At 65.4% G+C, this 25774-nt stretch carries 21 protein-coding genes; 8 read left to right on the plus strand and 13 right to left on the minus strand.

The window, feature by feature from the left end; all coding sequences use genetic code 11:
- Positions 1 to 7 precede the first annotated feature (7 nt).
- Positions 8 to 1036 (plus strand): peptidoglycan -binding protein, encoded by a 1029-nt coding sequence (locus BBTA_RS32500; protein WP_012046759.1) that lies wholly within the window; start codon positions 8 to 10, stop codon positions 1034 to 1036.
- A complete protein-coding gene (locus BBTA_RS32505) occupies positions 1033 to 1482 on the plus strand; it encodes a GNAT family N-acetyltransferase (RefSeq protein WP_012046760.1) in 450 nt (149 codons plus the stop codon). Before BBTA_RS32500 ends, BBTA_RS32505 begins: the two co-directional genes overlap by 4 nt.
- A 148-nt stretch (positions 1483 to 1630) precedes the next feature.
- Here BBTA_RS32505 and BBTA_RS32510 read toward each other — a convergent pair whose 3' ends face one another.
- On the minus strand, positions 1631 to 1831 hold the full coding sequence (locus BBTA_RS32510; protein ID WP_006614616.1) for a hypothetical protein: 201 nt from the start codon (positions 1829 to 1831) through the stop codon (positions 1631 to 1633).
- Positions 1832 to 2133: 302 nt separating this feature from the next.
- Positions 2134 to 3993, minus strand: coding sequence for an ABC transporter ATP-binding protein/permease (locus tag BBTA_RS32515; RefSeq protein WP_012046761.1), 1860 nt, complete (start codon positions 3991 to 3993; stop codon positions 2134 to 2136).
- A gap of 234 nt (positions 3994 to 4227) precedes the next feature.
- Here BBTA_RS32515 and rpmE point away from each other — a divergent pair, with 234 nt between their 5' ends.
- Complete coding sequence (gene rpmE / locus BBTA_RS32520; protein WP_012046762.1) at positions 4228 to 4455, plus strand: 50S ribosomal protein L31; 228 nt, start codon at positions 4228 to 4230, stop codon at positions 4453 to 4455.
- Between the two features lie 140 nt (positions 4456 to 4595).
- On the opposite strand, the gene BBTA_RS32525 is transcribed toward rpmE, so the two are convergent.
- A complete protein-coding gene (locus BBTA_RS32525) occupies positions 4596 to 5108 on the minus strand; it encodes a DUF1465 family protein (RefSeq protein WP_012046763.1) in 513 nt (170 codons plus the stop codon).
- 399 nt (positions 5109 to 5507) lie between these two features.
- Entirely contained in the window at positions 5508 to 5699 is a 192-nt protein-coding gene (locus tag BBTA_RS32530; protein WP_041751042.1) for a DUF1192 domain-containing protein, read from the minus strand.
- Positions 5700 to 5800: 101 nt separating this feature from the next.
- On the opposite strand from BBTA_RS32530, the gene BBTA_RS32535 reads away from it, so the two are divergent.
- Positions 5801 to 6799: an NAD(P)H-quinone oxidoreductase gene (locus tag BBTA_RS32535; protein WP_012046765.1), complete on the plus strand. Its 999-nt coding sequence runs from the start codon at positions 5801 to 5803 to the stop codon at positions 6797 to 6799.
- A 168-nt stretch (positions 6800 to 6967) separates the two neighbouring features.
- Positions 6968 to 9844 carry an EAL domain-containing protein gene (locus BBTA_RS32540; protein ID WP_012046766.1) on the plus strand — a complete coding sequence of 959 codons (2877 nt, stop codon included), beginning with the start codon at positions 6968 to 6970 and terminating at the stop codon, positions 9842 to 9844.
- Positions 9845 to 9881: 37 nt separating this feature from the next.
- Here the strand turns inward: BBTA_RS32540 and BBTA_RS32545 are convergent, their stop codons facing one another.
- Positions 9882 to 10361: a MarR family winged helix-turn-helix transcriptional regulator gene (locus BBTA_RS32545; protein WP_012046767.1), complete on the minus strand. Its 480-nt coding sequence runs from the start codon at positions 10359 to 10361 to the stop codon at positions 9882 to 9884.
- Positions 10362 to 10640: 279 nt separating this feature from the next.
- On the opposite strand from BBTA_RS32545, the gene BBTA_RS32550 reads away from it, so the two are divergent.
- Both BBTA_RS32550 and BBTA_RS32555 read left to right on the plus strand, forming a co-directional pair.
- Positions 10641 to 12494, plus strand: coding sequence for a feruloyl-CoA synthase (locus tag BBTA_RS32550; protein WP_012046768.1), 1854 nt, complete (start codon positions 10641 to 10643; stop codon positions 12492 to 12494).
- A gap of 362 nt (positions 12495 to 12856) precedes the next feature.
- Positions 12857 to 14842 carry a cache domain-containing protein gene (locus BBTA_RS32555; RefSeq protein WP_012046769.1) on the plus strand — a complete coding sequence of 662 codons (1986 nt, stop codon included), beginning with the start codon at positions 12857 to 12859 and terminating at the stop codon, positions 14840 to 14842.
- A 15-nt stretch (positions 14843 to 14857) separates the two neighbouring features.
- Here the strand turns inward: BBTA_RS32555 and BBTA_RS32560 are convergent, their stop codons facing one another.
- The 7 genes from BBTA_RS32560 to BBTA_RS32590 all read right to left on the minus strand — a co-directional run bounded on the left by BBTA_RS32560 (position 14858) and on the right by BBTA_RS32590 (position 23014).
- Complete coding sequence (locus BBTA_RS32560; RefSeq protein ID WP_012046770.1) at positions 14858 to 15856, minus strand: ABC transporter ATP-binding protein; 999 nt, start codon at positions 15854 to 15856, stop codon at positions 14858 to 14860.
- Positions 15856 to 16854: an ABC transporter ATP-binding protein gene (locus tag BBTA_RS32565; protein ID WP_201767742.1), complete on the minus strand. Its 999-nt coding sequence runs from the start codon at positions 16852 to 16854 to the stop codon at positions 15856 to 15858. The genes BBTA_RS32560 and BBTA_RS32565 overlap by 1 nt, the downstream gene beginning before the upstream one ends.
- Positions 16854 to 17795 (minus strand): ABC transporter permease, encoded by a 942-nt coding sequence (locus tag BBTA_RS32570; RefSeq protein ID WP_041751043.1) that lies wholly within the window; start codon positions 17793 to 17795, stop codon positions 16854 to 16856. Before BBTA_RS32570 ends, BBTA_RS32565 begins: the two co-directional genes overlap by 1 nt.
- Positions 17761 to 18720, minus strand: coding sequence for an ABC transporter permease (locus BBTA_RS32575; protein ID WP_012046773.1), 960 nt, complete (start codon positions 18718 to 18720; stop codon positions 17761 to 17763). The genes BBTA_RS32570 and BBTA_RS32575 overlap by 35 nt, the downstream gene beginning before the upstream one ends.
- Positions 18721 to 18763: 43 nt before the next feature.
- Positions 18764 to 20557: a peptide ABC transporter substrate-binding protein gene (locus tag BBTA_RS32580; protein ID WP_012046774.1), complete on the minus strand. Its 1794-nt coding sequence runs from the start codon at positions 20555 to 20557 to the stop codon at positions 18764 to 18766.
- Positions 20558 to 20821: 264 nt separating this feature from the next.
- Complete coding sequence (locus tag BBTA_RS32585; protein ID WP_041751044.1) at positions 20822 to 22615, minus strand: peptide ABC transporter substrate-binding protein; 1794 nt, start codon at positions 22613 to 22615, stop codon at positions 20822 to 20824.
- A gap of 141 nt (positions 22616 to 22756) precedes the next feature.
- Entirely contained in the window at positions 22757 to 23014 is a 258-nt protein-coding gene (locus tag BBTA_RS32590; RefSeq protein WP_012046776.1) for a hypothetical protein, read from the minus strand.
- 140 nt (positions 23015 to 23154) lie between these two features.
- Here BBTA_RS32590 and BBTA_RS32595 point away from each other — a divergent pair, with 140 nt between their 5' ends.
- Entirely contained in the window at positions 23155 to 24663 is a 1509-nt protein-coding gene (locus BBTA_RS32595) for a diguanylate cyclase (protein WP_012046777.1), read from the plus strand.
- A gap of 42 nt (positions 24664 to 24705) precedes the next feature.
- Here the strand turns inward: BBTA_RS32595 and galU are convergent, their stop codons facing one another.
- Entirely contained in the window at positions 24706 to 25587 is an 882-nt protein-coding gene (gene galU / locus BBTA_RS32600) for a UTP--glucose-1-phosphate uridylyltransferase GalU (protein WP_012046778.1), read from the minus strand.
- Positions 25588 to 25774: the final 187 nt, after the last annotated feature.

The raw sequence follows: 25774 nt of genomic DNA on the forward strand, positions 1-25774 counted from the left end.
ACGCTGAATGGCGCTTGCCCGTACCCGCCGTGGAGATTCCGGCCTCAACTACTGGCCGGGCTTCGTCGACGCGCTGTCGACGCTGGTGCTGTCGATCGTGTTCCTGCTGACCGTCTTCCTGGTGGTGCAGTTCTTCCTGTCGCAGGAGGTCACCGGCAAGGACAAGGCGCTGGAGCAGCTCAACGCCAAGATCGCGCAGCTCAACGAGATGCTGTCGCTGGAGAAGCTCGGCAAGCTCTCGCTGGATGACCAGGTCGCGCAATTGCGCGCGGGCCTCGCCAACGCCGAAGCCGAGCGCGACCGCGTCAAAGGTCTGTATGACGGCCTTGCCAGCGCCGGCAGCAACGCCGCCGGCCGGACCAACGAGCTGAACCGGGCGCTCGATTCCGAGAAGCAGGTCACCGCGCGGGCGATGGCCCAGATCGAGGTGCTGAACCAGCAGATCAGTGCGCTCAGGCGCCAGCTCGCCGCGCTCGAGGATGCGCTCGACGCCTCCGAAAAGCGCGACAAGGAATCGCAGAACCGCATCGCCGATCTCGGCTCCCGCCTCAACGTCGCGCTGGCGCAGCGGGTGCAGGAGCTGACGCGCTATCGCTCCGAATTCTTCGGCCGGCTGCGCGCGATCCTCGGCAACCGTCCCGACATCCGCGTCGTCGGCGACCGCTTCGTATTCCAGTCGGAGGTGTTCTTCGACACCGGCCAGGCTACCCTGCTGCCCGAGGGACAACAGGAGCTGAACTCGGTGGCCACGGCGCTGGTTGATCTCGACAAGCAGATCCCGGCCGAGATCTCCTGGGTGCTGCGGGTCGACGGCCATACCGATGTGCGGCCGATCAACAGCCCCGTGTTCAAGTCGAACTGGGAATTGTCGTCGGCGCGCGCCATCTCGGTGGTGCAATATCTGATCTCGCTCGGCGTGCCGGCGCAGCGCCTCGTCGCCGCCGGCTTTGCCGAATTCCAGCCGCTCGATCCCGGCAACACCGAAGATGCCTTCCGCCGCAACCGCCGCATCGAATTGAAGCTGACGGAGCGGTGACGCCGAACGTCTCATTGCGGCCCTATCGCGCGGCGGACGAGGACGCGGCGATCGCGTTGTGGCAGGCGACGTGGCAGCTGGCCTATCCCGCGATCGACTTCGCGGCGCGGGTGCCGTGGTGGCGCGCGCGCTGGCGCAACGAGCTGGTGCCGAACGCCGAGGTGATCGTCGCCGAGACGGACGGCGCGCTCGCGGGCTTCGTGACCATTGATGCCACGGGCTATCTCGATCAGCTCGTGGTCGCGCCGCAGCATTGGGGTTCGCCGCTCGCGACGCGCCTGGTCGAGGCCGCGAAGGCGAGGTCCCCCGGCGGCATCACGCTGCTGGTCAACACCGACAACGCCCGCGCCATCCGGTTCTACAAGCGCAGCGGCTTCGTCGAGGCCGGCGCGGACGTCAATCCGACCTCGGGCCGCCCGGTCCTGCGCATGGCGTGGACGCCTTAATCGCCTCCCGATCGCAGCGACACATACCGCCGTCGTCCCGACAACCGAGCGACCACAGGCCGCAGCAGGGTTTGGCGAAGAACGATGTGGCGAGTATCGCCCGCCCCTGCTTTCGCAGGGGCGACACCGCGTATGGGGTGAACAGCAACTACACGCCGCGAAACAGCACACCGATCGTGAGCACCACGAAGGCGATCGCCAGCGCGTCGAAGGCGTGCGCGGCCGACAGCAGCGGCACCGAGGCGTGCATGTAGTGCGCGAGCATCGCGACCAGGGCGAGCACCAGCGCGATCGCGAAGATCACGAAGGAGGGGGGCGTGAGGGCAAAACTGCCACGACGGTAAGGCATGCGTGTTGCTCCTGTGCGGTTGAGTGTGCGGTCGGCGCACATCGAGCGCCGCGCCAACTGTTCCGGCAGGGAACGTACAAGGCCCGAGAAAGGTTGCAGGTCCGCCGCGAGAATTCGTGGGTGTGTTTGCACGTCGTCATGGCCGGGCTTGTCCCGCCATTCACGTCATCCTCCCCCCTCGGACAACGTGGATGCCCGGGACGAGCCCAGGCATGACGGCCTAAATCATTGTTGGGCGTTCCTGCTGCGCTTGAGCCAATTGGTCAAACGCGATCGCCCTGCTGTGCACGGGAGTGCCGACACTACACGCCTTCGAACTGCAGCCGCGCCAAACGGGCATAGAGGCCGTTGGCGGCGACCAGCGAGCTGTGGGTGCCCTGCTCGACGATCCGGCCGCGGTCCATGACCAGGATGCGGTCGCAGGACAGCACGGTGGCGAGGCGATGCGCGATCACCAAGGTGGTCCGGTCCTTCATCAGGCCTTCGAGCGCGGTTTGCACCAGCGTCTCGCTCTCGGCGTCGAGCGCCGAGGTCGCCTCGTCAAGGAGCAGCAGCGGCGCATCGCGCAGGATGGCGCGCGCGATTGCAATGCGCTGGCGCTGGCCGCCCGACAGAGTCACGCCGCGCTCGCCGAGCGGGGTGTCGAAGCCTTCCGGCAGCCGGCGAATGAACTCGCTGGCATGGGCGAGATCGGCCGCGCGCTCGACCTCGGCGTCCGACGCCTCCGGCCGGCCGAAACGGATGTTCTCGCGCGCGCTCGCCGCAAACACCACGGACTCCTGCGGCACCAGCGCGATGCGCTCGCGCACCTTGCGCGGATCGGCGGCGCGCACCGGCACGCCGTCGACCGAGATCGCGCCGGAGGCCGGATCGTAGAACCGCAGCAGCAGATGAAACAACGTGCTCTTGCCGGCGCCGGAGGGGCCGACGATCGCGACCTTCTCGCCGGCGCGGATCGCAAACGAGACATCCTCAAGCACGCGGACATCGCGACGGCTCGGATAGGCGAAGCTGACACGGTCGAAGCTGATGTCGCCGCGCGCAGGCTCCGGCAAAGCCGCGGGGTGTGCCGGCGCCTTGATGTCCGGTTGGACATGCAGGAGTTCGAACAACCGCTCGGCGGCGCCGGAGGCGGCCGAGACCTCGCCCCACACCTCCGAGAGCTGGCCGAGCCCCGCGGCCGCGAACGCCGCATAAAGCACGAACTGGCCGAGCCGCCCGGCACTGATATTGCCGGTCAGCACGTCATGCGAGCCGACCCAGAGGATCGCGACCACGCTGGAGAACACGATGAAGATGATGATCGCGGTGAGCACGCCGCGGGCCTGGGTCGAGACCCGCGCCGCCTCATAGGCCTGCTCGACCTCGCCGCCGAACCGCCCTGCCGCCAGCTTTTCGCTGGTATAGGCCTGCACCGTGCGGATGGCGCCGACCAGTTCGGAGGCATAGGCCGAGGCATCGGCCAGAGTATCCTGGGCGTTGCGCGACAGACGCCGAACCCAGCGGCCGAATGCGACCAGCGGCATCACGATCAGCGGGATCGCCAACAGCACGAAGCCGGACAGTTTGGGGCTGGTGAAGACCATCATGCCGGTGGCGCCGACGAACAGCAGCAGATTGCGCAGCGCGATCGAGACCGAGGCACCGGCCGCCGACTTGATCTGCGTGGTGTCGACGGTGAGCCGCGACACCAGCTCGCCGGACCGCGCCGAATCGAAGAAGGACGGCGACAGCGACATCAGATGCGCGAACACGTCGCGGCGGATATCGGCGACGATGCGCTCGCCGATCGTCATCACGAGGTAATAGCGGGCGGCGCTGGCCAGGGCGAGCACGGCCACCACGGCAATCATGACGCTGAAATAGCTGTTGATCAGCTCGATGCCCTTCGGCGTGAAGCCGAAATCGATCATGCGCCGCACCGCGACCGGCACTAGCAGGGTGGTCAGCGCGGCGATCGTCAGCGAGATCAGCGCGAGGAGGGCACGGCCGCGATAGCGGGCGATGTAGGGGGCGAGCGCGAGCAGCGGCCGCAGCTTGGACCGGCGGACCGGGGTCGTGGGCTCGATCAGCGCTTCGACGGCCGCAGCCGCGTCCCCGACCGGGTCCTGCCCTGGAGGAACAACGCTCTGCCGCTCGTCCAGCCGTTCCACTGCGCTCATGAGGCCACCTGAGAATTCATCCAATCTGTCGTCGTGATAGGCCCGCCGCACCGACCTTGGCAAATCCGGTAATATACCAAGGTGGATGGCGGATCCTGGCTTGTTTCGCGACCTTGGCTTGTTTTGGGCGGGACCTTGGGCTATAGACCGCGCCAATTGTCCCCCTTCAGTGACGGCAGGATGAGGCGCGACCGCGCCCTGTCATGTCTAACGCATTGCGCCCTAGGATCCGCCATGAAAGCCGACATTCACCCGAATTATCATACGATTACCGTCGTGATGACCGACGGCACCGAGTATCAGACCCGTTCGACCTGGGGCAAAGAGGGCGACAAGCTCAACCTCGACATCGACCCGAAGTCGCATCCGGCCTGGACCGGCGGCACCCAGCAGATCATGGACCGCGGCGGCCGCGTCTCGCGCTTCCAGAAGAAGTTCCAGGGTTTCCTCAAGAAGGATTGATGCAGCGCGCGGGCCTCAAGCGCCCGCAGCACTGGCAGCCTGACAGCAAAACGCCCCCGGAAACGGGGGCGTTTTTGTTGCGCGTGTCGCTGCGGCGGTCCCGGCGAGCTCGGCCTGCGCCGAGCCCCGGGATTCGAGGCTTACTGCTCGAAGGCAGCCTTCAGCCGGTTGAGATGCGGCACCAGCGGATTGCCGATCGCGCTCTGGTCCGGCGGCGGGGAATGGATCGTGGCGTCGAGGCGGCGGACCCGCCCCTGCAGGCTCATCGAGCGCGCGATCAGGTCCTGCAGCTGCTGCGGCAGCTTCTCCAGGAGGTCGGCCGGCCCGGGATCTGCGGCGGTGAGCTTGACCTTGGTCTTCTCCCGATTGGCTTGACCCAGCGTCATCTCGCCTTCCTTCACGGCGCGGTGCAGCAGCAGCCAGGACGCCAGCTGCATCAGGCGCGTGGTGAGCCGCATGCTCTCGGTCGCATAGGTCAGGCTGACGGCGCGATCCAGCGCCTTCGCTTCGTTGCGGCCGTCGCCATCGAGATAGGCGGCGGTCTCCTCGACCAGATCCATGCCCTCCCGAAACAGCGCGCCGAATGCAGCAGAATTGGTGAGCCGCTCATTGAACTGAACCAGAGCGCCATCGCCCAGCAAACGGTCCGACATGGTTAACGCCTCATAAACGCGACTGATTTACGCAATCCGGCCACCGCGCCGGTATGATGAACAAATCATTGCGCGACGGCTTTTCAGAGTCCAGCGGCAACGCCTTTTATGGTTTCCACGGCGTGGGGCGAGCGTCCTTCATACCGCTCGTGATGCGAGCAACGGTAGCTGGACAACGCAAAAAAAGAGCCGCCGTTTCCGGCGGCTTTTGAAGTTGATAACAGGGAGGCGTCAAACAGAGTGGACAGGAGCCACTCGGTGTCCAAACGAGGACGGTTCCGGTTGTAAACCCGAAAGCTTAATCAACCGTAAATGGCGAAAATTTTTCAAACTTCATTAGCCATGTCGGCCACTGGCCGACCGTCACTCGCCGACCGTATTTCTACCTGCTGGAACAGGTCAGGATTTGAAGATGCTGGCGGCGGCGTCGCGCGATGCGCGCTTCTTGGCCAGCGCCTGCTCGATCCGCTCGATCTCACTCCGCAACAGCGCAATGCGGCCGGTCAGTCCCTCGACGGAGAGCATCGCGAGATCCTGACCGATCTCATGTGACCCTGCCTTGCGCGGCCGGTCGTCGTCCTCGTTTGCCATCGCCCCCTCCTCCCGGTTGCCAGCCCGGCCCCGGCTGGCTTAAGCACGCCCAGCACACCGTCTCAATATCCTGGTCTCAACGTCGTGCTGAAGGACATCTCATGGAACAGCTGCCCGCGCAAATGACCGTGGTCGCCATCAGCAAGCCGGGTGGCCCTGAGGTGCTGCAGCCCGAGACCCGGCCGGTTCCGAAGCCGGGTCCCGGCGAAATCCTGATCAAGGTGAAGGCTGCGGGGGTCAACCGTCCCGACGTCGCCCAGCGCTCCGGCAGCTACCCGCCGCCGCCAGGCGCCAGCGACCTGCCGGGCCTGGAGGTTGCGGGCGAAGTGGTGGCGCTCGGCGACGGCGCTGTGCGGCATCGGCTGGGCGATCATGTGATGTCGCTGGTCGCCGGCGGCGGCTACGCCGAATATTGCATCGCCCAGGACGCGCAGGCGATGGCCGTGCCATCGGCCCTGTCGATCCTGGAGGCCGGCGCCCTCCCCGAGACCTTGATGACGGTGTGGCACAACGTGTTCGAGCGCGGCGGACTGACCGCGGGCGAGACCCTGCTGGTTCATGGCGGCTCGTCCGGCATCGGCACCATGGCGATCCAGCTCGCCAAGGCGTTCGGCGCCAAGGTGCTGGTCACCGTCGGCTCGCCGGACAAGGCGGCTGCCTGCGTCAAGCTCGGCGCCGACCGTGCCATCAACTACAAGACGGAAGATTTCGTCGCCGTGGTCAAGGAAGCGACTGGCGGCAAGGGCGCCAACGTCATCCTCGACATGGTCGGCGGCGACTATATCGAGCGCAATTACGACGCCGCGGCCACCGATGGCCGCATCGTTCAGATCGCCTTCCTGGGTAGCCCGAAGGCCACCGTGAACTTCGTCAAGCTGATGGTGAAGCGCCTCACCCACACCGGATCGACCTTGCGCCCGCGCAGCAACGCCGACAAAGCGGCGATGGTGGCGGCGATCGAGGCCAAGGTGATGCCGTTGCTGCGCGAGGGCCGCATCAAGCCGCTGATGGACTCGACCTTTCCGCTGGTCGAGGCCGCGAAAGCGCATGCGCGCATGGAGACCAGCCAACATATTGGCAAAATTGTGTTGGAAATCTAGGCGCAGTCTAAACAGAGCGTGTTTGGAAACTCTTTGTTTTTCCTCGCTTTCGTGCCAATGATCGCGCACATCTGAACCGTGCCTGGAACGGCTCCAAATCCTTTGCGAACGTTGCGTTAGGTTTGATCTGTTTCGCTGGGGTTTGGCGTCGAACGCGGAGATTTGACATTGCGTCTGATCAGGTGCCTGGCGTCATTGGCGCTGGGCCTCGTGATGTGTGGTGCCGCTGCCCCCGCTCAGGCCGTTGACGCCGTCAGCGTCCGCAGCGACGCGCCTGCCATCGACCTCACCGGCATTCTGGATCATCAGCGCAGCGAGAACGACCGCATCCAGGTCTCTACCGCGCCCGGCACCGACGGCATCGTGCGCCGCATCGAGGTGCGGGCCCGCGAGGGCGGCCAGCACTGGATCGTGTTTGCGCTCGCCAACAACACCGACGACCAGCTCGACCGCCTGATCGTCGCGCCGCACTACCGCGTTGTCGGCTCCGGCGTGTTCTGGCCCGATCTCGGCCTGTCGCGCATCGCCACCATCACGCCTTCGATCGGCGACCTCCCCGAGCGGCAGGAGAGCCCGACCGCCGACGTCTTCCGCGTTACGCTCGATCCCGGCTCGGTCGTCACCTTCGTGGCTGAACTGCGCACCGACAAGCTGCCGCAGCTGTATCTGTGGGAACCCGAGGCCTACAAGGACAAGGTCAACTCGTTCACGCTGTACCAGGGCATCGTGATCGGCATTTCCGGCCTGCTGGCGCTGGTGCTCACCATCCTGTTCGTGGTCAAGGGCAGCATCATGTTCCCGGCCGCCGCGGCGCTGGCCTGGGCGGTGCTGGTGTATATCGGCGTCGATTTCGGATTCTGGGGCAAGGTCCTGGACATGTCGAACAATGCCGAGCGGGTCTGGCGCGCCTCCGGCGAGGCGATCCTCGCCGCCACCTTGCTGGTGTTCCTGTTCGCCTATCTCAACCTGTCGCGCTGGCACGTTCGCTACTCGCACATCACGCTGGGCTGGCTGTTCTTCCTCGGCTCGCTGGTCGCGGTCGCGCTGTTCGATCCGGCGGTGGCCTCGGGCATCGCGCGGATGTCCCTGCTATTGATCGCCGTGCTCGGCTTCGCGCTGATCGTCTATCTCTCCAGCCATGGCTTCGACCGCGCGGTGCTGCTGATCCCGACCTGGTTCCTGCTGGCCGTCTGGGTCGGCGCCGCCGGCATGACGGTGGCGGGCCAGGTCACCAACGATATCGTCGGTCCGGCGCTGCTCGGCGGCCTCGTGCTGATCGTGATGCTGATCGGCTTCACGGTCATGCAGCACGCCTTCGCCGGCGGCGGCGCCAGCACCGGCATCGTCTCCGACGTCGAGCGGCGCGCGCTGGCGCTGGCCGGCTCCGGCGACCTGATCTGGGACTGGGACGTCTCCGCCGACAAGGTGTTCACCAGCCCGGAGACCGAGAGCCTGCTCGGCCTCAAGCGCGGCACACTCGAAGGCCCGGCGGCGAAATGGCTCGAGGTGCTGCACCCGCTCGATCAGGACCGCTTCCGCGCCGCGCTGGACAGCGTGCTCGACCAGCGCCGCGGCCGCCTGGTGCAGGACTTCCGGCTGCGGACACCGGATGGTCACTTCATGTGGTTCGCACTGAAGGCGCGCCCCGTGGTCGGCTCCGACGGCGAGGTCTCGCGCGTGGTCGGCACGCTGACCGACGTGACCGAGTTCAAGAATGCCGAGGAGCGCCTGCTCCACGACAGCGTGCATGACAATCTGACTGGCCTGCCCAACCGCAAGCTGTTCATCGATCGCCTCGCCGCCGTCGCCAACTTCGCCAAGTCGATGCCGACCCTGCGGCCGACCCTGATGGTGATCGATCTCGACCGCTTCAAGCAGGTCAACGATTCCGTCGGCATCGCCGTCGGCGATTCCATCCTGCTGACCCTGGCGCGGCGGCTGTCGCGCACGCTCAAGCCGCAGGACACGCTGGCGCGGCTGGCCGGCGACCAGTTCGGCCTGATCCTGTTGTCCGAGCAGGACCCGGCGCGCATCACCGCCTTCGCCGAGACCATCCGCAAGACCATCCGCGCCCCGATCGCCTTCAACGAGCGCGAGATCTTCCTGACCGCCTCGATCGGCCTCGCTTTGTCCGACCCGCAGGTGCAGCTGTCGGAGGACATCATCAAGGATGCCGAGCTTGCGATGTATCATTCCAAGCGGATCGGCGGCGACCGCATCGACGTCTACAAGCCGGCGATGCGCGCCCGCAAGAACGACCGCCTGACCCTGGAGAGCGAGCTGCGCCGCTCGATCGAACGCCAGGAGATCACGATCCTGTATCAGCCGATCGTGCGGCTGGAGGATCGCTCGATCGCCGGCTTCGAGGCCCTGGCGCGCTGGGATCATCCGAAGCTCGGCCGGATGTCGCCGAACGAGTTCATCACCATCGCCGAGGAGATCGGGCTGATCGTCGATCTCGGCACCTTCGTGCTCGACCAGACCGCGCGCCAGCTCTCGGTGTGGCAGCGCGCGACGCGGTTGCGCGAGCCGATCTTCGCCAGCGTCAACGTCTCCTCGCGGCAGCTGCTGCGCCACGACCTGATCCACGACATCCGCTCGGTGCTGGCGCGCTCGTCGGTCGCCCGCGGCTCGCTGAAGATCGAGCTGACGGAGTCGCTGGTGATGGAGAACCCGGAGCATGCCGCGCAGATGCTGACGCGCATCCGCGAGCTCGGCGTTGGCCTATCGATCGACGATTTCGGCACCGGCCATTCCTCGCTCGCTTATCTGCAGCGTTTCCCGTTCGACACGTTGAAGATCGACCAGTCGTTTGTGCGCACCACCGCGCGCGGCACCCGCCCGGTGATCCTCAAATCGATCATCGCGCTGGCCCATGATCTCGGCATGGACGTGGTGGCGGAAGGCGCGGAGTCGGATTCGGATGCCGTGGAGCTCTATCAGCTCGGCTGCGAATATGCCCAAGGCTACGTCTTCGGCGAGCCGATGGATGCCGATGCCGCGATGCGGCTGTTGACGGAAGAGCGGCTCGAAGCGGCGAGCTGAGGCGGCCACGGGCATCGCACGCCGCCTTCGGGCCCGCTCAATCCATCTCGAACTGCGACAGCGCCGTCAGAGCGCGGCGATAATTGCCGGCGCCGAGCCGGACAGCCACCCGCTTTTCGTGGGCGGCCACGAGGGCGTTGGCCTTCTTCAGGATCAGGCGGCCGCGCGGCGTCAGGCCGAGCGCGTGCGCCCGGCGGTCCTGCTCGGAGCGCTCGCGCACGATCAGGCCGCTCTGTTGCAGATCGTCGAGCAGCCCGACCATCCGGGCACGCTCGATGCCGAGCGCGCCGGCGACCGCGATCTGCGTGGTGCCTGGATTGGCCGCGATCGTCTCCAGGATGGAATACAGGATGACGTCGAGCTCCACCGCCGCGAGCGCCGCATTGACGTCGCGGAAGATCCAATGCTGGAGACGACGAACGAAATAGCCGAGATGGTTCTCGAGCTCGCCGAGCCCGATCTCCCCGCTCGGCTTCGCGGCGTCACGTTGTGCGCCGGCGTTCACGCTCTTGGACATGATTTCTCGCTGCCGTGGACATCCATGCCTAGACCGGCGACATCGCCAGAACAAGGCGCCACAAAGGGTCACATTCACAATAATTGCAAACCACAATCATTCTGCTAGTCTTTCCCGCAACGAATACCAAATGGGAGGGACGAGCCATGTCGGCCTCGACAGCGGCTGCACGCGTGACGACAGCGCCGCGACCATGCACAACAGCGGATAACGCATGTTTCCGCCGGGCATTCTTTGGCCTCGCACCGACGACGGCCTCCCGCAATGCGGAGGCGCGCAATGGCTAGCGCCGAACGCCAGATCCTCCCCGTGAATTCGATGTTCGCCGAGCCCGCAATCGACGCCGTCAGGCGCGATGATGGCGCGATCATCCTGCGCTCACGCACACCGCTCGCGCCGGCTGCGCGCTGCAGCGGCGAATGGCTGGAGCACTGGGCGCGCAGCGTCCCTGACCGGACCTTCCTGGCCGAGCGCCGTGGCGACGGCTGGACAGGGCTGACCTATGGCGAAACGCGTGCGCAAGTGCGCGCCGCGGCGGCCTGGATGCTGGCGCAAAGCCTCGGCCCCGACCGTCCGCTCGCGATCCTGTCCGACAACAGCATCGCGCATGCCGTGCTGGCGCTGGCCGCGCAGCATGTCGGCGTGCCGGTCAGTGCGATCTCGCCGGCCTACTCGCTGATGTCGACCGACCATGAGAAGCTGCGCGCGATGATCCGGCTGCTCGATCCCGGCGCGATCTTCGTCGCGCAACGCGCCCCGTTCGCGCCCGCGCTGAGCGCGATCGAGAGCCTTCATCGGGCAACCATCATCGCCGGTGACGGGGACGGCACGAGCGCCGTGCCGCTGCAGAGCTTGATCGCGACGACACCCGGCCCCGAGGTTGACCGCGCCTTCGCCGCGGTGACGCCGGACACGGTCGCCAAGCTGCTGTTCACCTCCGGCTCTACCGGGCAGCCCAAAGCGGTGATCAACACGCAGCGCATGATGACGACCAGCCAGCAGGCCAAGGCGCAGTTGTGGACGTTTCTGCGCGAGGTCGAAGGCGGCCCGGTCATCGTCGACTGGCTGCCCTGGAGCCACACCTTCGGCGCCAATCACAACTTCAACCTGGTGCTGAGCCAGGGCGGTTCGCTCTATATCGATGGCGGCAAGCCGGCCCCCGGTCTGTTCGACACCTCGCTCGCCAATCTCCGCAGCAAAGTGCCGACGATCTATTTCAACGTGCCGCGTGGCTTCGACATGCTGGTCGCTGCGCTGAAGACCGACGACGATCTGCGGCAGCAATTCTTCTCCGGTGTCAGATGCATTTTCTACGCAGCCGCGGCGCTGCCGCAGAACCTGTGGGACGCGCTCAACGAGATGAGCCTGGCCAGCGTCGGGCGGCCGGCTCCGCTGCTGTCGGCCTGGGGGGCGACCGAGACCTCGCCGCTGGCGACCGATTGTCACTTCTTCGCCGAGCGCGCCGGCAATATTGGCGTGCCGATTCCCGGCACGGAGCTGAAGCTGGTGCCCTCGGGCGAGAAGCTCGAAATCAGGGTGCGCGGGCCCAATGTGACGCCGGGCTATTGGAAGGCGCCGGAGTTGACCGCCGCAGCGTTCGACGACGAGGGCTTCTACAAGATCGGCGATGCCGTGAAGTTCGCCGATCCGGAGCATCCGGAGCGCGGCCTGGTCTTCGACGGCCGCATCACCGAGGATTTCAAGCTCAGCTCGGGCACCTGGGTGAATGTCGGCGCGCTGCGCATCGCCGGGATCGCAGCGCTCGCGCCGCTGGCCCAGGACATCGTGGTCGCCGGACACGGCACGGATGAGGTGCATTTCCTGGTCGTCCCGAACATCGCCGCCTGCCGCAGCAAGGCCGCGCTGGCGAACACGGCCTCGATCGGCGAGGTGCTCGCGCATCCGGCAGTCCGCGACGCGATCGCGGAAGGAATGACAAAGCTGCGCATGGAGGCGGTCGGCTCATCGCGCTACGCCACGCGCGCGCTGCTGATGGCCGAGCCGCCGTCACTCGACGCCGGCGAGATCACCGACAAGGGCTACATCAATCAACGCGCGGTGCTCTCCCGTCGGAGCGACCTGGTCGCCAGGCTGCAGGACGATACGGCATCCGACCTGATCCGGCTGGCGTAGGCGGCTGAACCACCAGGTCAGCTGGTGGCAAGCCGCCTGCGTAGCGAGGCCCGAAACCCACGAGATCGGCGGCGATTCTGTTCGCTGCATCTCGACGAGTCTGCTTTGGGGATCTCAGACACGACCCGAGACGACTCCCGTGTATCCGCTTCAACCTACAACCGTTCGTTCGACCCGCCGCGTGCCTAACAACTAATCAGGACCAATCATCGGTTGAAGTTGAATTCCATCCGCGCGTGAAAGCCCGTGAAAATACGGAGAAAGGGCGCTGATCCTGCAATGCACGACCATCCGCACTTAACCGGGTATCAACTGCGTTTCCTTAAAGTCGTCCGCATCTACCCTCTTGCCCGGACCGTGCCATGGCTCAGCCGCGCTTCTCGCTTGCCCTCCGTCTCTACGCGATCATCGGGCTCTCCTTCTGCGGGCTCGCCGGCCTCGCCGCGACGCAAAGCCAAAATCTCGCCACGGCTCTGCAGGAGCAGCGGCAGAGCGAGCTCGCGCATCTGACCCAGACCGCGCTCAGCATCGCGCGCGAGGAGTATGACGCGATCGCGCGCGACAAGGTGGCCCCCGACGTCGCGCAGAAGAAGGCCGCCGAGCGGATCGGCAAGCTGCGCTATGGCAGCGGCGACTACTTCTGGATCAACGACATGGGTCCGAAGATGGTGATGCACCCGGTCAAGCCGGAGCTGAATGGCCAGAACCTCGCCGACAACAAGGATCCGAACGGCAAACGGCTGTTCATGGAGATGGTCGATGTCGTCAAGCGCCAGGGCGCCGGTGTCGTCGACTACATGTGGCCGAAGCCCGGCAAGGACGCGCCGCAGCCCAAGCTGTCCTACGTCGCCGGCTTCGAGCCCTGGGGCTGGATCATCGGCACCGGCGTCTATGTCGACGATCTCGAAGCGCAGATGTGGGAGAGCAAGCGCGGCGTGTTCATCGCCGCCATGCTGGTGATGCTGATCATCGGGTCGATCACTCTGATCATCGCGCGGCGGATGTCGTCGGCGCTCGCCTCCATGAGCGGCGCGCTGACCGAGCTCGGCCACGGCAATTTCGAGATCAAGCTACCCGGCCTCAGCCGCAGCGACGAGCTCGGCGACATGGCGCGCTCGATCGAGCAGTTCAGGCAGAAGACCGAGGAGAAGGCGCGACAGACGGCGATGCTCGAGGACGAGCAGCGCCAGGTCGCCGAGCGGATCAAGAGCAAGGCTTTGCAGGAGATGGCCGAGGCGGTCGAGCACGCCGCCAGCACGGCGGTCGGCGAGGTCGCCGAAGGGACGGGCCATATGGCCAACAACGCCAAGTCGATGACGGAGAGCACGCTGACGCTGGAGCGGAATTCCAGCAGCGTCGCCGCTGCGGCCGAGCAGGCGCTGGCCACGACGCAGACCGTGGCCAAGGCGTCGTCGCAGCTCGCCGCGTCGATCGCGCAGATCTCCAGCCAGGTCAGCGCGTCGCGCGAGCTCACGCGCAAGGCGGTCGCGACCTCGTCAGAGGCCCAGGCGACGATCGCGAAACTGTCCGAGGCCGCCGACAAGGTCGGCGCCGTGACCAGTCTGATCAGCGAGATCGCGGGCCAGACCAACCTGCTGGCGCTGAACGCGACCATCGAGGCCGCCCGCGCCGGCGATGCCGGCCGCGGCTTCGCCGTCGTGGCCTCCGAGGTCAAGTCGCTCGCCGAGCAGACCGCGAAGGCGACCAGCGAGATCGCGCAGCAGATCGCCGAGATCCAGGAGTCGACGCGCGCCTCGGTCTCGTCGATCGGCGCCATCGGCGAAGTCATCCGCAATGTCGAAACGGTGTCCACCGGCATTGCCGATGCGATCCAGGCGCAAAACAGCGTGACCATGGAGATTTCGCGTACAGTCGAGGAGACCTCGGCCGCGGCACGCGAGGTCGCAACCCAGATCGCGGAGGTCTCGCGCGAGGCCAGCGAGGCCGGCCGGCGCTCGACCGATATCCGTGACGGCTCGACCAATGTCGCCGACAAGGTGCAGCGGCTTCGCACCGAGCTGGTGCGGGTGATCCGGACCTCGACCGCCGATGTCGATCGCCGCCTGTCGACGCGCCTGAACATCAACCGCCCAGGTACGCTGCAGGTGAATGGCGCACCCATTGCAGTGACCGTGCGCAACCTGTCGCTCGGCGGCGCGCTGCTTGAGCAGATTCCGGTCCAGCTGTCGATCAACACGCCGGTCGCGCTCGGAATCACCGGCATGGTGTCGGATTTGCCGGGCACCGTGACCCGCGTCAGCGATCGCACGGCCCTGGTCCAGTTCACACTGAACACGGAGCAGGCGGCGCGCCTGACGGCGCTGATCTCCGATCGTCAGGCCGCCTGAGCTCGCGGCCTCATCTCACCGGAAATGGCAGGCGACGAGATGCCCCTCGGCGCTCGCCTTCAGCGGCGGCACCTCCTTGCTGCAGACATCCTTGGCGATGGGGCAGCGGGTATGGAAGTGACAGCCTGACGGCGGATCGATCGGGCTCGGCACCTCGCCCTTGAGCCGGATGCGCTTGCGCTTGACGCTCGGATCCGGGATCGGCACCGCGGACAGCAGCGCTTCGGTGTAGGGATGCTTCGGCGCCGAATAAAGCAGCCGTGACGGCGCGGTCTCGACGATGCGGCCGAGATACATCACCGCGACGCGGCGGCTGATATGCTCGACCACCGAGAGATCGTGGGCGACGAACAGATAGGCGATGCCGAACTTCTGCTGCAGGTCCTCGAGCAGATTGATGACCTGCGCCTGGATCGAGACGTCCAGCGCCGACACCGGCTCATCGCAGATGATCAGCTTGGGCTCGACTGCGATCGCGCGTGCAATGCCGATGCGCTGGCGCTGGCCGCCGGAGAATTCGTGCGGATAGCGCGTCATATGATCGGCCTGCAGGCCGACCGTCTCGAGCAGATGGACGATGCGCTCTTCGTATTTCTGACGCGAGGCGGCGAGCCCATGGATCGTCAGCGCCTCGCCGATGATGGCGCCGATGGTCATGCGCGGATTGAGCGAGGCGTAGGGGTCCTGAAAGATGATCTGGATGTCGCGGCGGAGCGCCCGCAGGCTCTCGCCGGACAGCGCGATCACGTCCTTGCCTTCGAATATCAGCTCGCCCGAGCTCGGCTCGATCAGCCGGAGCACGCAGCGGCCGGTGGTCGACTTGCCGCAACCGGACTCGCCGACAAGGCCGAACGTCTCGCTCGGTTCGATGTGGAAGCTGACGCCGTCGACGGCGCGAACGCTGCCGATCTGGCGCTTCAACAATCCGCCCCGGATCGGAAACGCCTTGGTCAGATTGCGTACGCTGAGCAAAGGCGCCGGTGCGGTGGCAGGAGCAATGGCGGTGTCGGTCATCACAGCAACGTCTCTTCGGCGCGGATGCACGCCACCTTGTGGCCGGGCTCGATCTCGCGCAGCTCGGGCTGCGCGCGCGTGCAGTCGGGAATGGCGAAGCGGCAGCGCGAGGCGAAGCGGCAGCCTTCGGGCGGATTGATCAGCTTCGGCACGCTGCCCGGAATGCTCTCCAGCCGGCTCTTCTTCACTGCGGCGAGATCGATCCGCGGGATCGAGCGGATCAGGCCCTGGGTGTAGGGATGACGCGGATTGGCGAACAGGCGCTCGACCGGCGCCTCCTCCGCGACCCGGCCCGCATACATCACCACCACGCGCTGCGCGACCTCGGCGACGACGCCCATCGCGTGGGTGATCAGCATGATCGACATGCCGAGCCGCTCCTTCATGTCGAGCAGCAGATCGAGGATCTGGGCCTGGATCGTCACGTCGAGCGCGGTGGTCGGCTCGTCCGCGATCAGGAGCTTCGGATTGCACGACAGCGCCATCGCGATCATCACCCGCTGGCGCTGGCCGCCTGAGAAATGATGCGGGTAGTCGTGAATGCGGCGCTGCGGGTTGGGAAGCTGAACCAGCGCCAGCATCTCCGCCGCGCGCTCCATCGCGGCCTTCTTCGACAGGCCCTGATGCAGCCGGATCACCTCAGAGATCTGGTCGCCGACGGTGTAGACCGGATTGAGCGACGTCATCGGTTCCTGGAACACAATCGCGATCTCGCTGGCGCGGATCTTGTTCATCTCGGAGGAGTTGAGCGGCACCAGGTCCCGGCCCTGCCACAGGATCTGCCCGCCGGCGATGCGGCCCGGCGGCATCGCGATCAGCTTCAGCACGGACATCGCGGTCACGGTCTTGCCGGAGCCGGACTCGCCGACCACGCACAGGGTCTCGCCACGGTTGATCGAGATGTCGACGCCGTCGACGGCCTGGACCTGGCCTTCGTCGCTGTTGAAGTAGGTCTTGAGCCCCTTGATCTCGAGGAGCGGTGCGACACGCGCGTCCATCACATCACCTTCCGCGGATCGAGCGCATCGCGCAGGCCATCGCCGATGAAATTGATCGCGATCACGGTCAGGAAGATCGCGCCGCCGGCGAACAGCGCCCAATGCGGCGCAATGTCGAGATAATCCTTGGCGTCGAACAGCAGCCGGCCCCAGGTCGGAATGTCAGGCGGAAAGCCGAGGCCCAGGAACGACAGCGTCGATTCCGCGATGATGGCGGCGGCGACGTCGATCGTGCCGGCAACGATCACCGGACCGAGCGCATTGGGCAGGATGTGGCGGACGACGAGGCGGACGTTGGAAGCCCCGAGCGCACGCGCGGCCTCGACGAACTCCTTCTCGCGCAGCGACAGAAACTGCGCGCGCACCAAGCGGGCCACCGGCATCCAGCGAAAGCCGCCGATCACCAGCACGATGAGGACGAACACGCCGCCCTCCGGCCCCAGCCATCCTTTGAGGAAGTCGCGGAACAGGTAGATGATGAGCAGCAGCAGCGGCAGCTGCGGCAGCGACAGGAACAGGTCCGTCAGCCACATCAGCGCGGCGTCGACCGGTCCCTTGGAGGTGCCGGCGAGCGCGCCGACGACGATGCCGACGATCAGCGCCACGCCCATCGCGGCGAAGCCGACCGCGAGCGAGATGCGGCCGCCATAGATCATGCGCGCCAGCAGATCCTGGCCGAGATCGTCGGTGCCGAACGGGTGCTCCCAGGACGGTGGCGCCAGCCGCGCGGTGAAGTCGATCTCGTTGATCGGGATGCGCCAGAGCAGCGGCCCGAGCACGATCGACAGCGCCAGCAGCGCGAGCACGAGGATGCTGGCGGCCGCCATGCGATGGCGCAGGAAGCGGCGCAGCGCGTCGCGGCCGGGCGAGAAGCGCCGTTTGCCCGACGCGGCGACCGGCGCCGCCTCAACGGAAGGAGATGCGTGGGTCAAGCCAGCCATACAGAATGTCTGCGATAAGGTTGAAGAGAACGACGAGGCAGGCGAACACGAAGGTCACCGCCATGATCACAGGCGTGTCGTTGGCGAGGATGGCGCTGATCAGCAGCGAGCCGATGCCGGGAATGCGGAAGATCTGCTCGGTGACGATGGCGCCGCCGAACACAGTCGGCATCTGCAGCGCCACCAGGGTCACCACCGGAATCAGCGCATTGCGCACCACGTGCTTGACGATGACCTTGCGCTCGTCGAGGCCCTTGGCGCGCGCCGTCGTGACATAATCGAGCTTGATGACGTCGAGCACCGCGGATCGCACATAGCGGGTATAGGACGCGGCCTGATACAGGCCGAGCACCGTGATCGGCATGATCGCCTGCTTGATGCTCTCCCACCACCATTGCCAGCCGGTCGCCTGCAGATCGGCGCGGTAGACGAACGGCAGCCAGCCGAGATTGACGCTGAAGATCAGGATCAGCAGCAGGCCGGTGAAGAAGGTCGGCAGCGAAAAGCCGATGAAGGCAAAGGTGTTGGCGATCTGGTCGAAGATCGAATAAGGCCGCCGCGCCGCCAGCACGCCGACCGGCAGCGCGACCGCCAGCGCGAGGATCTGCGCGGTGCCGACCACGTAGAGCGTGGTCGGAATCCGCTGCAGGATGAGCGTGTCGACATTGACGCGGCTGGCGAAGGAGAAGCCCCAATCGCCATGCATCATGGCGATCAGCCAGCGCACATAGCGCAGCAGGATCGGATCGTTCATGCCGAACTTGACGCGCAGCGCCTCGCGCACCTCGGGCGGCACGTTCGGATTGGTCGCGAGCTCGCCGAACGGATCGCCCGGCGCCAGCGCGAGCAGCACGAACAGAATGAGGCTGATGCCGAGCAGGCTCGGCACAGCGACGATGAGGCGCCTGAGAAGGTAGTTTCCCATCGCTCCACCCCTACGATGTCTGGCTGATCATGCTGGCCGCGCGTCAGCTCGCCCGGTACCAGGATGCGATGAACGCCAGGTCGTTGTCCCAGCCGCTCTTGTACAGCACCATGCCGTTCTTGACGCCGATCGCGTTGAGCCGGTTGATCTCCGGAAGCACGTAATTGTCGCGCACGACGAGGTCGTTGAGCTTGATGAACAGCGCGGCGCGCTTGACCGGATCGAGCTCGCTCTGGGCCAGCTTGTAGGTCTCGTCATAGTCCTTGTTCTGCCAGCGGCAGACATTTCGGCCCTGCCACTTGTTCTCCTTGGTGGCGCACTCCCAGGAGGTGAACTGATTCATGAAGAACTGCGGATCGGCCTGCGGCATCGTCGTCTGATACATCTGCATGTCGCAGTAGAAATGCGTGTAAGTATCGGGATTGGCAACGTCCGAGGAGAAGAACACGGATGCGACCACCGACTTTAGCTCGACATCGATGCCCGCCTTCTGGCAGGCCTGCTTGATGATCGCCTGGTTCTTCTGACGCGGCCCGTTGATCGAGGTCTGGAACACGAATTTGAGCGGCTTGCCGTCCTTCTCGCGGATGCCGGACGCGCCCTTCTTCCAGCCGGCGGCATCGAGGATCTGGTTGGCCTTCTCGATCGAGAACTCGAAGCTGTTGTTCTTGGAGCGGTAGCGCTCGGGATTGTTGAGGAAGTTCGGCGTCGCGACGCCGGCGCGGCCGTAGATGAATTTCTGCACCGAGGCGCGATCGATCAGCAGGTTGATGGCCCTACGCACTTCCGGATCGGAGAACAACGGATGCTTGGTCTTGAGGCTGGCGCGCTCGCCGTCGACCTCGACATTGGGATCGGTGACGTTGAGGCCGATATATTCGATGTTTCCGGTCAGCGTCAGTTCGGTCTTGCCCTGGCCGCCGGCCTCGAGCTTGGTCAGGATCTCGTCCTCGACCTGCAGATTATAGCCATAGTCATATTCGCCGGTTTGCAACACCGCGCGTGCCGCCGACACCGCATCGCCGCCGCCCTTGATCTCCACCGTGTCGAAATAAGGCTGCGTCGGCACGTGATAGTCCGGGAAGCGCTTGCCGGCGACGGTGTCGCCCGGCTTGAAGTCGACGAACATATAGGGGCCGGTGCCGACCGGCTTCAGATTGGCCGGCGCCTCGCGCGACTTCGCGCCGATATAGTCGCCGAACAGATGCTTCGGAATGATGCAGCCGAACGAAGCCACGAAGGCATCGGCCCAGAACGGCGTCGGCTGCGGGAAGATCAGCTTGACGGTGAGATCGTCGATCTTCTCGACTGCCTTGACGTTCTTATAGCTGCCGATCGAGACCGCCGAGGTCTCGGGATTGTTGGCGTATTCCCAGTTGAAGACGACATCGTCGGCCGTGAACGGCTTGCCGTCGTGCCATTTCACGCCGGGCTTCAGCTTCCAGATCACGGACAGACCGTCGGCGGCGAGACCGCCATTCTCCTTGCTCGGGATCTCCGCGGCAAGGATCGGAACCAGATTGCCTTCCTTGTCCCAGCCGGCGAGCGGCTCGTAGAACAAGCGGCACGCCTCCTGGTCCTTCGTGCCAACGGCGAAATGCGGATTGAGCAGCGTCGGCGCCTGCCAGAGCAGCAGCTTGAGCGGACCGCCGCCGCCGGCCTTGGTCGGCTTATAGGGAATCGCTTCTGCGGCCACCGCGATCCCGGAATGCGCGAGCATTGCGCCAGCCATCGGCGCGGTCAGCCCGACGGCGATCATCCGCTGCACAAATTCGCGTCGCGACAGACGCCCTGTTTTGACATCAGCGATCTGGCGACGGAGATCACGCTCGTTCATTCAATCGACTCCACAATGGCGCTGATGCCCAAAAAAAGCGCCCCGCCATACATGCGGGGGACGCTGCTTAAAATTGGATCAGCCTTCGAGCCGAGTGTCAAAGCAGATTCCGGGCCAATTTCGCAATATGGAACGGATCGATTGTCGCACCTTTGCACTGCGGTAATTAGTTGCAGTCGCGTATCCCGGAAAATGGAACAGGCACTCGGCCGGGGGCTTCCCGACCTGAGTGCCTGGTGATGGGATCAAACGCCGAGGTTGCCGTCAGCCTTCACGATACCAGTTCGGCAGCTGCCACAGATCGTTGTCCCAGCCGGAGGAATGGGTCTGCAGCCCCCTTCGGAGTCCCGACATGCGCGGCCGGCTGAGCTGCGGCAGCACGTGGTGACCGGCGCAGACCGTGTCGTTGAGCCTGATGTACAGCGCGGCGCGCTTCACCGGATCGATCTCCCGCGTCAGTTCCCTGTAGAGATCGTCATAGTCCTTGCTCTGCCAGCGGCTGATGTTGCGCCCCTGCCATTTGTTGGCCTTGCTCGCCACCTCCCACGAGACATATTGGTTCATGAAGTTCTGCGGCTCGGGCGACAGCGTGAACCACTGATACATCTCCATGTCGCAGTAGAAATGCGCGTAAGTGTCCGGATTGGCGGTGTCGCTGGAGAAGAACACCGATCCGACGATCGATTTCAGCTCAAGCTCGATGCCGGCCTTCTGGCAGGCCTGCTTGATGATCGCCTGGTTCTTCTGCCGCGGCGCGTTGATCGAGGTCTGGAACACCAGCTTGAGCTGTTTGCCATCCTTCTCCCTTATGCCGGAGGCGCCCTTCTTCCAGCCGGCGCCATCGAGCAGTTCGTTCGCCTTGGCGATGCTGAACTCGAAGCTGGTGTTCGGCGAGCGATAGCGTGCAGGATTGTTGATGCAGTTGGCCGTCGCGATGCCGCCGCGCCCGTAGACGTATTTCTGCACCGACGCGCGATCGATCAGCATATTGATGGCCGCCCGCACCGCCGGGTCTGACAACACCGGGTGCTTCGTCCGGATGCTGGAGCGCTCGCCATCCACCTCTGTCCAGGGATCGGTGGCGTTGAGCAGGATGAACTCGAAATTGCCGCCGGGCACGATCTCGACCTGGCCTGCCCCGCCGCTCTCCAGCTTCAGCAGGATCTCATCCTCGACCTGCAGATTCCAGGCATAGTCGTATTCGCCGGTCTGCAGCACCGCGCGCGCCGCCGAGACCGCATCGCCGCCGCCCTTGATCTCGAGCGTATCGAAATACGGCCGGTTCGGCACGTGATAATTCGGGTTGAGCTTGCCGAGCAGAACGTCGCCCGGCTTGAAATCGACGAACAGATAGGCGCCGGTTCCGACCGGCTTGAGATTGTTCGGCGCCTCGCGCGACTTGGCGCCGATATAGTCGCCGAACAGATGCTTGGGAATCAGCGCGCTGCCGCCGCCGACGAAGCCCGTCATCCACAACGGCGTCGGCTGCGCGAACACGACGCGAATGGTGTGGTCGTCGATCTTCTCGATTGCCTTGATGTGCTTGTAATCGCCGCTGGTGACCGCCGACGTCTCGGGATCGGTCGCATATTGCCAGTTGAAGATCACGTCGTCGGCGGTGAACGGATGACCGTCATGCCACGTCACGCCCTGCTTCAGCTTCCAGATGACGAAGGTGCCGTCCGCTGCGACCGTGCCGTTCGCCATGCTGGGAATCTCTGCCGCCAGCACCGGCACGAGATTACCCTCCGCATCCCAGCCGGCAAGCGGCTCGTAGAAGGCCCGCGCCGCCTCCTGGTCCTTCGTGCCGATGGCAAAATGGGGATTGAGCAGCGTCGGCGCCTGCCAGAACAGCAGCTTCAAGGGCCCGCCGCCGCCGGCCTTGGTGGGCTTGTAGGGGAAGTCCTGAGCCGCCATGGCGACCCCGGAATGTGCCAGCATCATGCCGGCCATCGGCGCTGTCAGCCCGACGGCGAGCATCCGCTGCACGAAGTCGCGGCGTGACAGCCGGCCTTCTTTGACCGCAGCGATCTCGCCGCGCAGGTCCTGTTCGTTCATCTCGCATCTCCTCTGCGCGGCAGGCTGCGCGCAAGCCGCATCATTTCGCCGCCCATTGAGAGCAGGAACCGGGCCAATCCGCCACAACCGACGTCCAAGAATCTAGCAACCCAAAATTGCGTGGGTCGCGCGGCGCGGAGCTCACATTTTCTGCTTCAACCGGCGGAAGCGCACGCCCTTGCCGTCGGGCATGCGCGTCGCGACATACCCCGCATCCAGGCAAGCCTCGCGCTGCGGCATCTTCTCCTGCGGGCTTCTCAGGCTGTCCCACCACGACGCGCGCTGCGCTGCGCGCGGCAGGCTGTCACCGATCAGCTCCTCGATCGCCTCGAAGCTGAGCGTCAATTCGGGCAGGGTCTGCCGCTTCAGATAATCTCGAAGCGCATCATAGTCCGGCAAGTCTCGACTCCCTCGTAGCAGCGCGTGTGCGGCCGCCTTGACGACAAGCGCGGCGGACGCAACGACTCGTTAATCTAACATGCGTTACTTCCGGTGACCCGTCAGTTTACGGGCGGGATTCCACGGGACGGGACGGGCTGATGCGCTGGACACGCCGAACAGGCCGGGCAAAGCAGCCTTGGCGACTCTCGGCGCGCACGCTGATCAGCTGCTCCATTTCGACCATCATCGGCTTCTCCGCAATCTGCGCCAGCGTCATGGTCGACCTGCGCCGCGGCGAGGAAGTCCGCGCCCGGCAGGCCCTGGAGAACATGGCCGCCAGCATTGCCGCCGACATCAGCCGCAACGTCGAGCTTTACGATCTCTCGCTGCGGGCCGTGGCGGGCAACCTGTTGCTGCCTGAAATTCACGAGGTCAGCAAGCCGCTTCGCCAACTGATCCTGTTCGATCGCGCCTCGACCGCCAGGAATTTCGGGACGATCCAGGTGTTCGACGCCCAGGGTCGGCTGATCATCGATTCCGCCACGCTCGATCCGAGGCCCGAGGATCGCAGCGACGCCGATTTCTTCCAGGTCCATCGCGACCGCCCCGATGCCGGCCTCTATGTCGGACGCCCGGCGCAGCATCATGGCCCCTCTTCCATCGTCCTGAGCCGCAGGATCTCGACGCCCGACGGGCGCTTCGCCGGGGTCGTCGCCGGCTCGCTTCGCCTCAGCTATTTCCGCGACCTGTTCGGGAGCCTGACGCTCGGCCCCGGCGACAGCATCACGGTGTTCAGACGCGACGGCACCCTGATCGTCAGCGCACCGTTCGATCCGGACGCGATCGGCCGCAACCTGGCGCGGGCCCCGGCAGTGACCCGTGCGCTGACCGAGCCGACGGGATGGTCGAGCAGCTACGGCGCGCTCGACGATCTGCCGCGGCTGCTGGTCTGGCGCAACGGCACCGAGCCGCTGGTGGTGGTGGCCAGCAAGACTTGGGAGAGCGTCTACGCCTATTGGCGCCATGAGGCCATGCAGATCGGCGCGATGATGCTGGCGCTCATCGTGTTCGTTCTGGCGGCCACGCAGGTTGCCGCGCGCGAGATCCAGTTGCGCACCAAGGTCGAGACCAGACTGGAGCAGCTTGCCACGACCGATCCGCTGACCGGCCTGAAAAACCGGCGCAAGTTCGACGAGACGATCGAGGTCGAATGGCGGCGGGCGCTGCGCCACCATGCACCGCTGGGGCTACTGATGATCGATGCCGACCACTTCAAGAGCTACAACGACAATCACGGGCATCAGGCGGGCGACCAGGTGCTGGTCGGCATCGCCGTCTGCATTTCCGATTCGGTCCGCCGGGCCGGAGACTGCGCGGCGCGCTATGGCGGCGAGGAGTTCGCCGTGCTGTTGCCCGGGACGTCGGACGCCGATGCCCTTCACGTCGCCGAGACGATCCGCACCAAGGTCGCGATCTGGGCGGGCGAGGCGGGCAACACCTCGGTCAGCATCGGCGTCGCCAGCATCACGCCATCGCGCGATACCGACTGGACCGCGCTGATGAACGCGGCCGACAGAGCACTGTACATGGCCAAGGCGGCGGGCCGAAACCGCTGCGTCGCCGCGACGGTGCCCGGCCTGGCGTCAGCAGCCGCGCTGGCGGCGTGACGCCGCCAGCCGCCGCAACGCAATCGGGTCTGACGGCGTCGGTCAACTCTTGCCTTCGAGGTAGCGCTTCATGTCCGCGCGCAGGCCGTCGCGCAGATCGGCACGGGCCATGCCGAAGGCGATGTTGGCCTTCAGGAAACCGGACTTCGAACCGCAATCATGGCGCTCGCCGTCGAAATCGACGCCATAGAATGTCTGCGTCTTCGACAGGCCGATCATCGCATCGGTGAGCTGGATCTCGCCGCCGGCGCCACGCTCCTGCGTCGCCAGGATCTTGAAGATCTCCGGCTGCAGGATGTAGCGCCCGGTGATCGAGAAGTTCGACGGCGCCGTGCCCTTGGCGGGCTTCTCGACCATGCCGTCGACCTCAAAGATCTTGCCGTCGCGCTTGCCGACGCCGCAAATGCCGTATTGGTGGGTCTGATCGGCCGGCACCTCCTGCACCGCGAGCAAATTGCTTTTCTCAGGCAGTCTGTTTGCCGCGGCGATCATCTGCGCGAGACAGCCGGGCGTGTTCAGCACCAGCTCGTCCGGCAGCACCACCGCGAACGGCTCGTCGCCGACGATGTCGCGCGCGCACCACACCGCATGGCCGAGGCCGAGCGGCGCCTGCTGACGGGTGAAGCTGACCGCGCCGGCCTCCGGCTGATCCCGGGCCAGGATCTCGATCTCGGTCTTCTTGCCGCGCGCCGCGAGCGTCGCGTCGAGCTCATACATGCGGTCGAAATGATCCTCGATCGCGGTCTTGTTGCGCCCGGTCACGAAGACGAAATGCTCGATGCCGGCTTCCTTGGCTTCGTCGAAAACGTACTGGATGAGCGGCTTGTCGACGATCGTCAGCATCTCCTTCGGCATCGCCTTGGTGGCGGGAAGGACGCGGGTACCGAGACCGGCGACCGGAAATACGGCTTTGCGGATCTTCATGGGGGGTGACTAAACCTTGTGACGAATGAATGCGAAATTGATCGCATGTTGGTAGCTCGTTTGCAGCCGAGAACAAAGGCGGATGTTGGTCGAGCGTTCCCTCCGACCCGGTCAGGATCGCCATATTTCGCTGCCGAGAAATCGTTAACCTTGTTAATCTTGCGTTAAGCCGGAGCGGGCCTCCTGG

The sequence above is a fragment of the Bradyrhizobium sp. BTAi1 genome (assembly GCF_000015165.1).
Lineage (GTDB): Bacteria > Pseudomonadota > Alphaproteobacteria > Rhizobiales > Xanthobacteraceae > Bradyrhizobium > Bradyrhizobium denitrificans.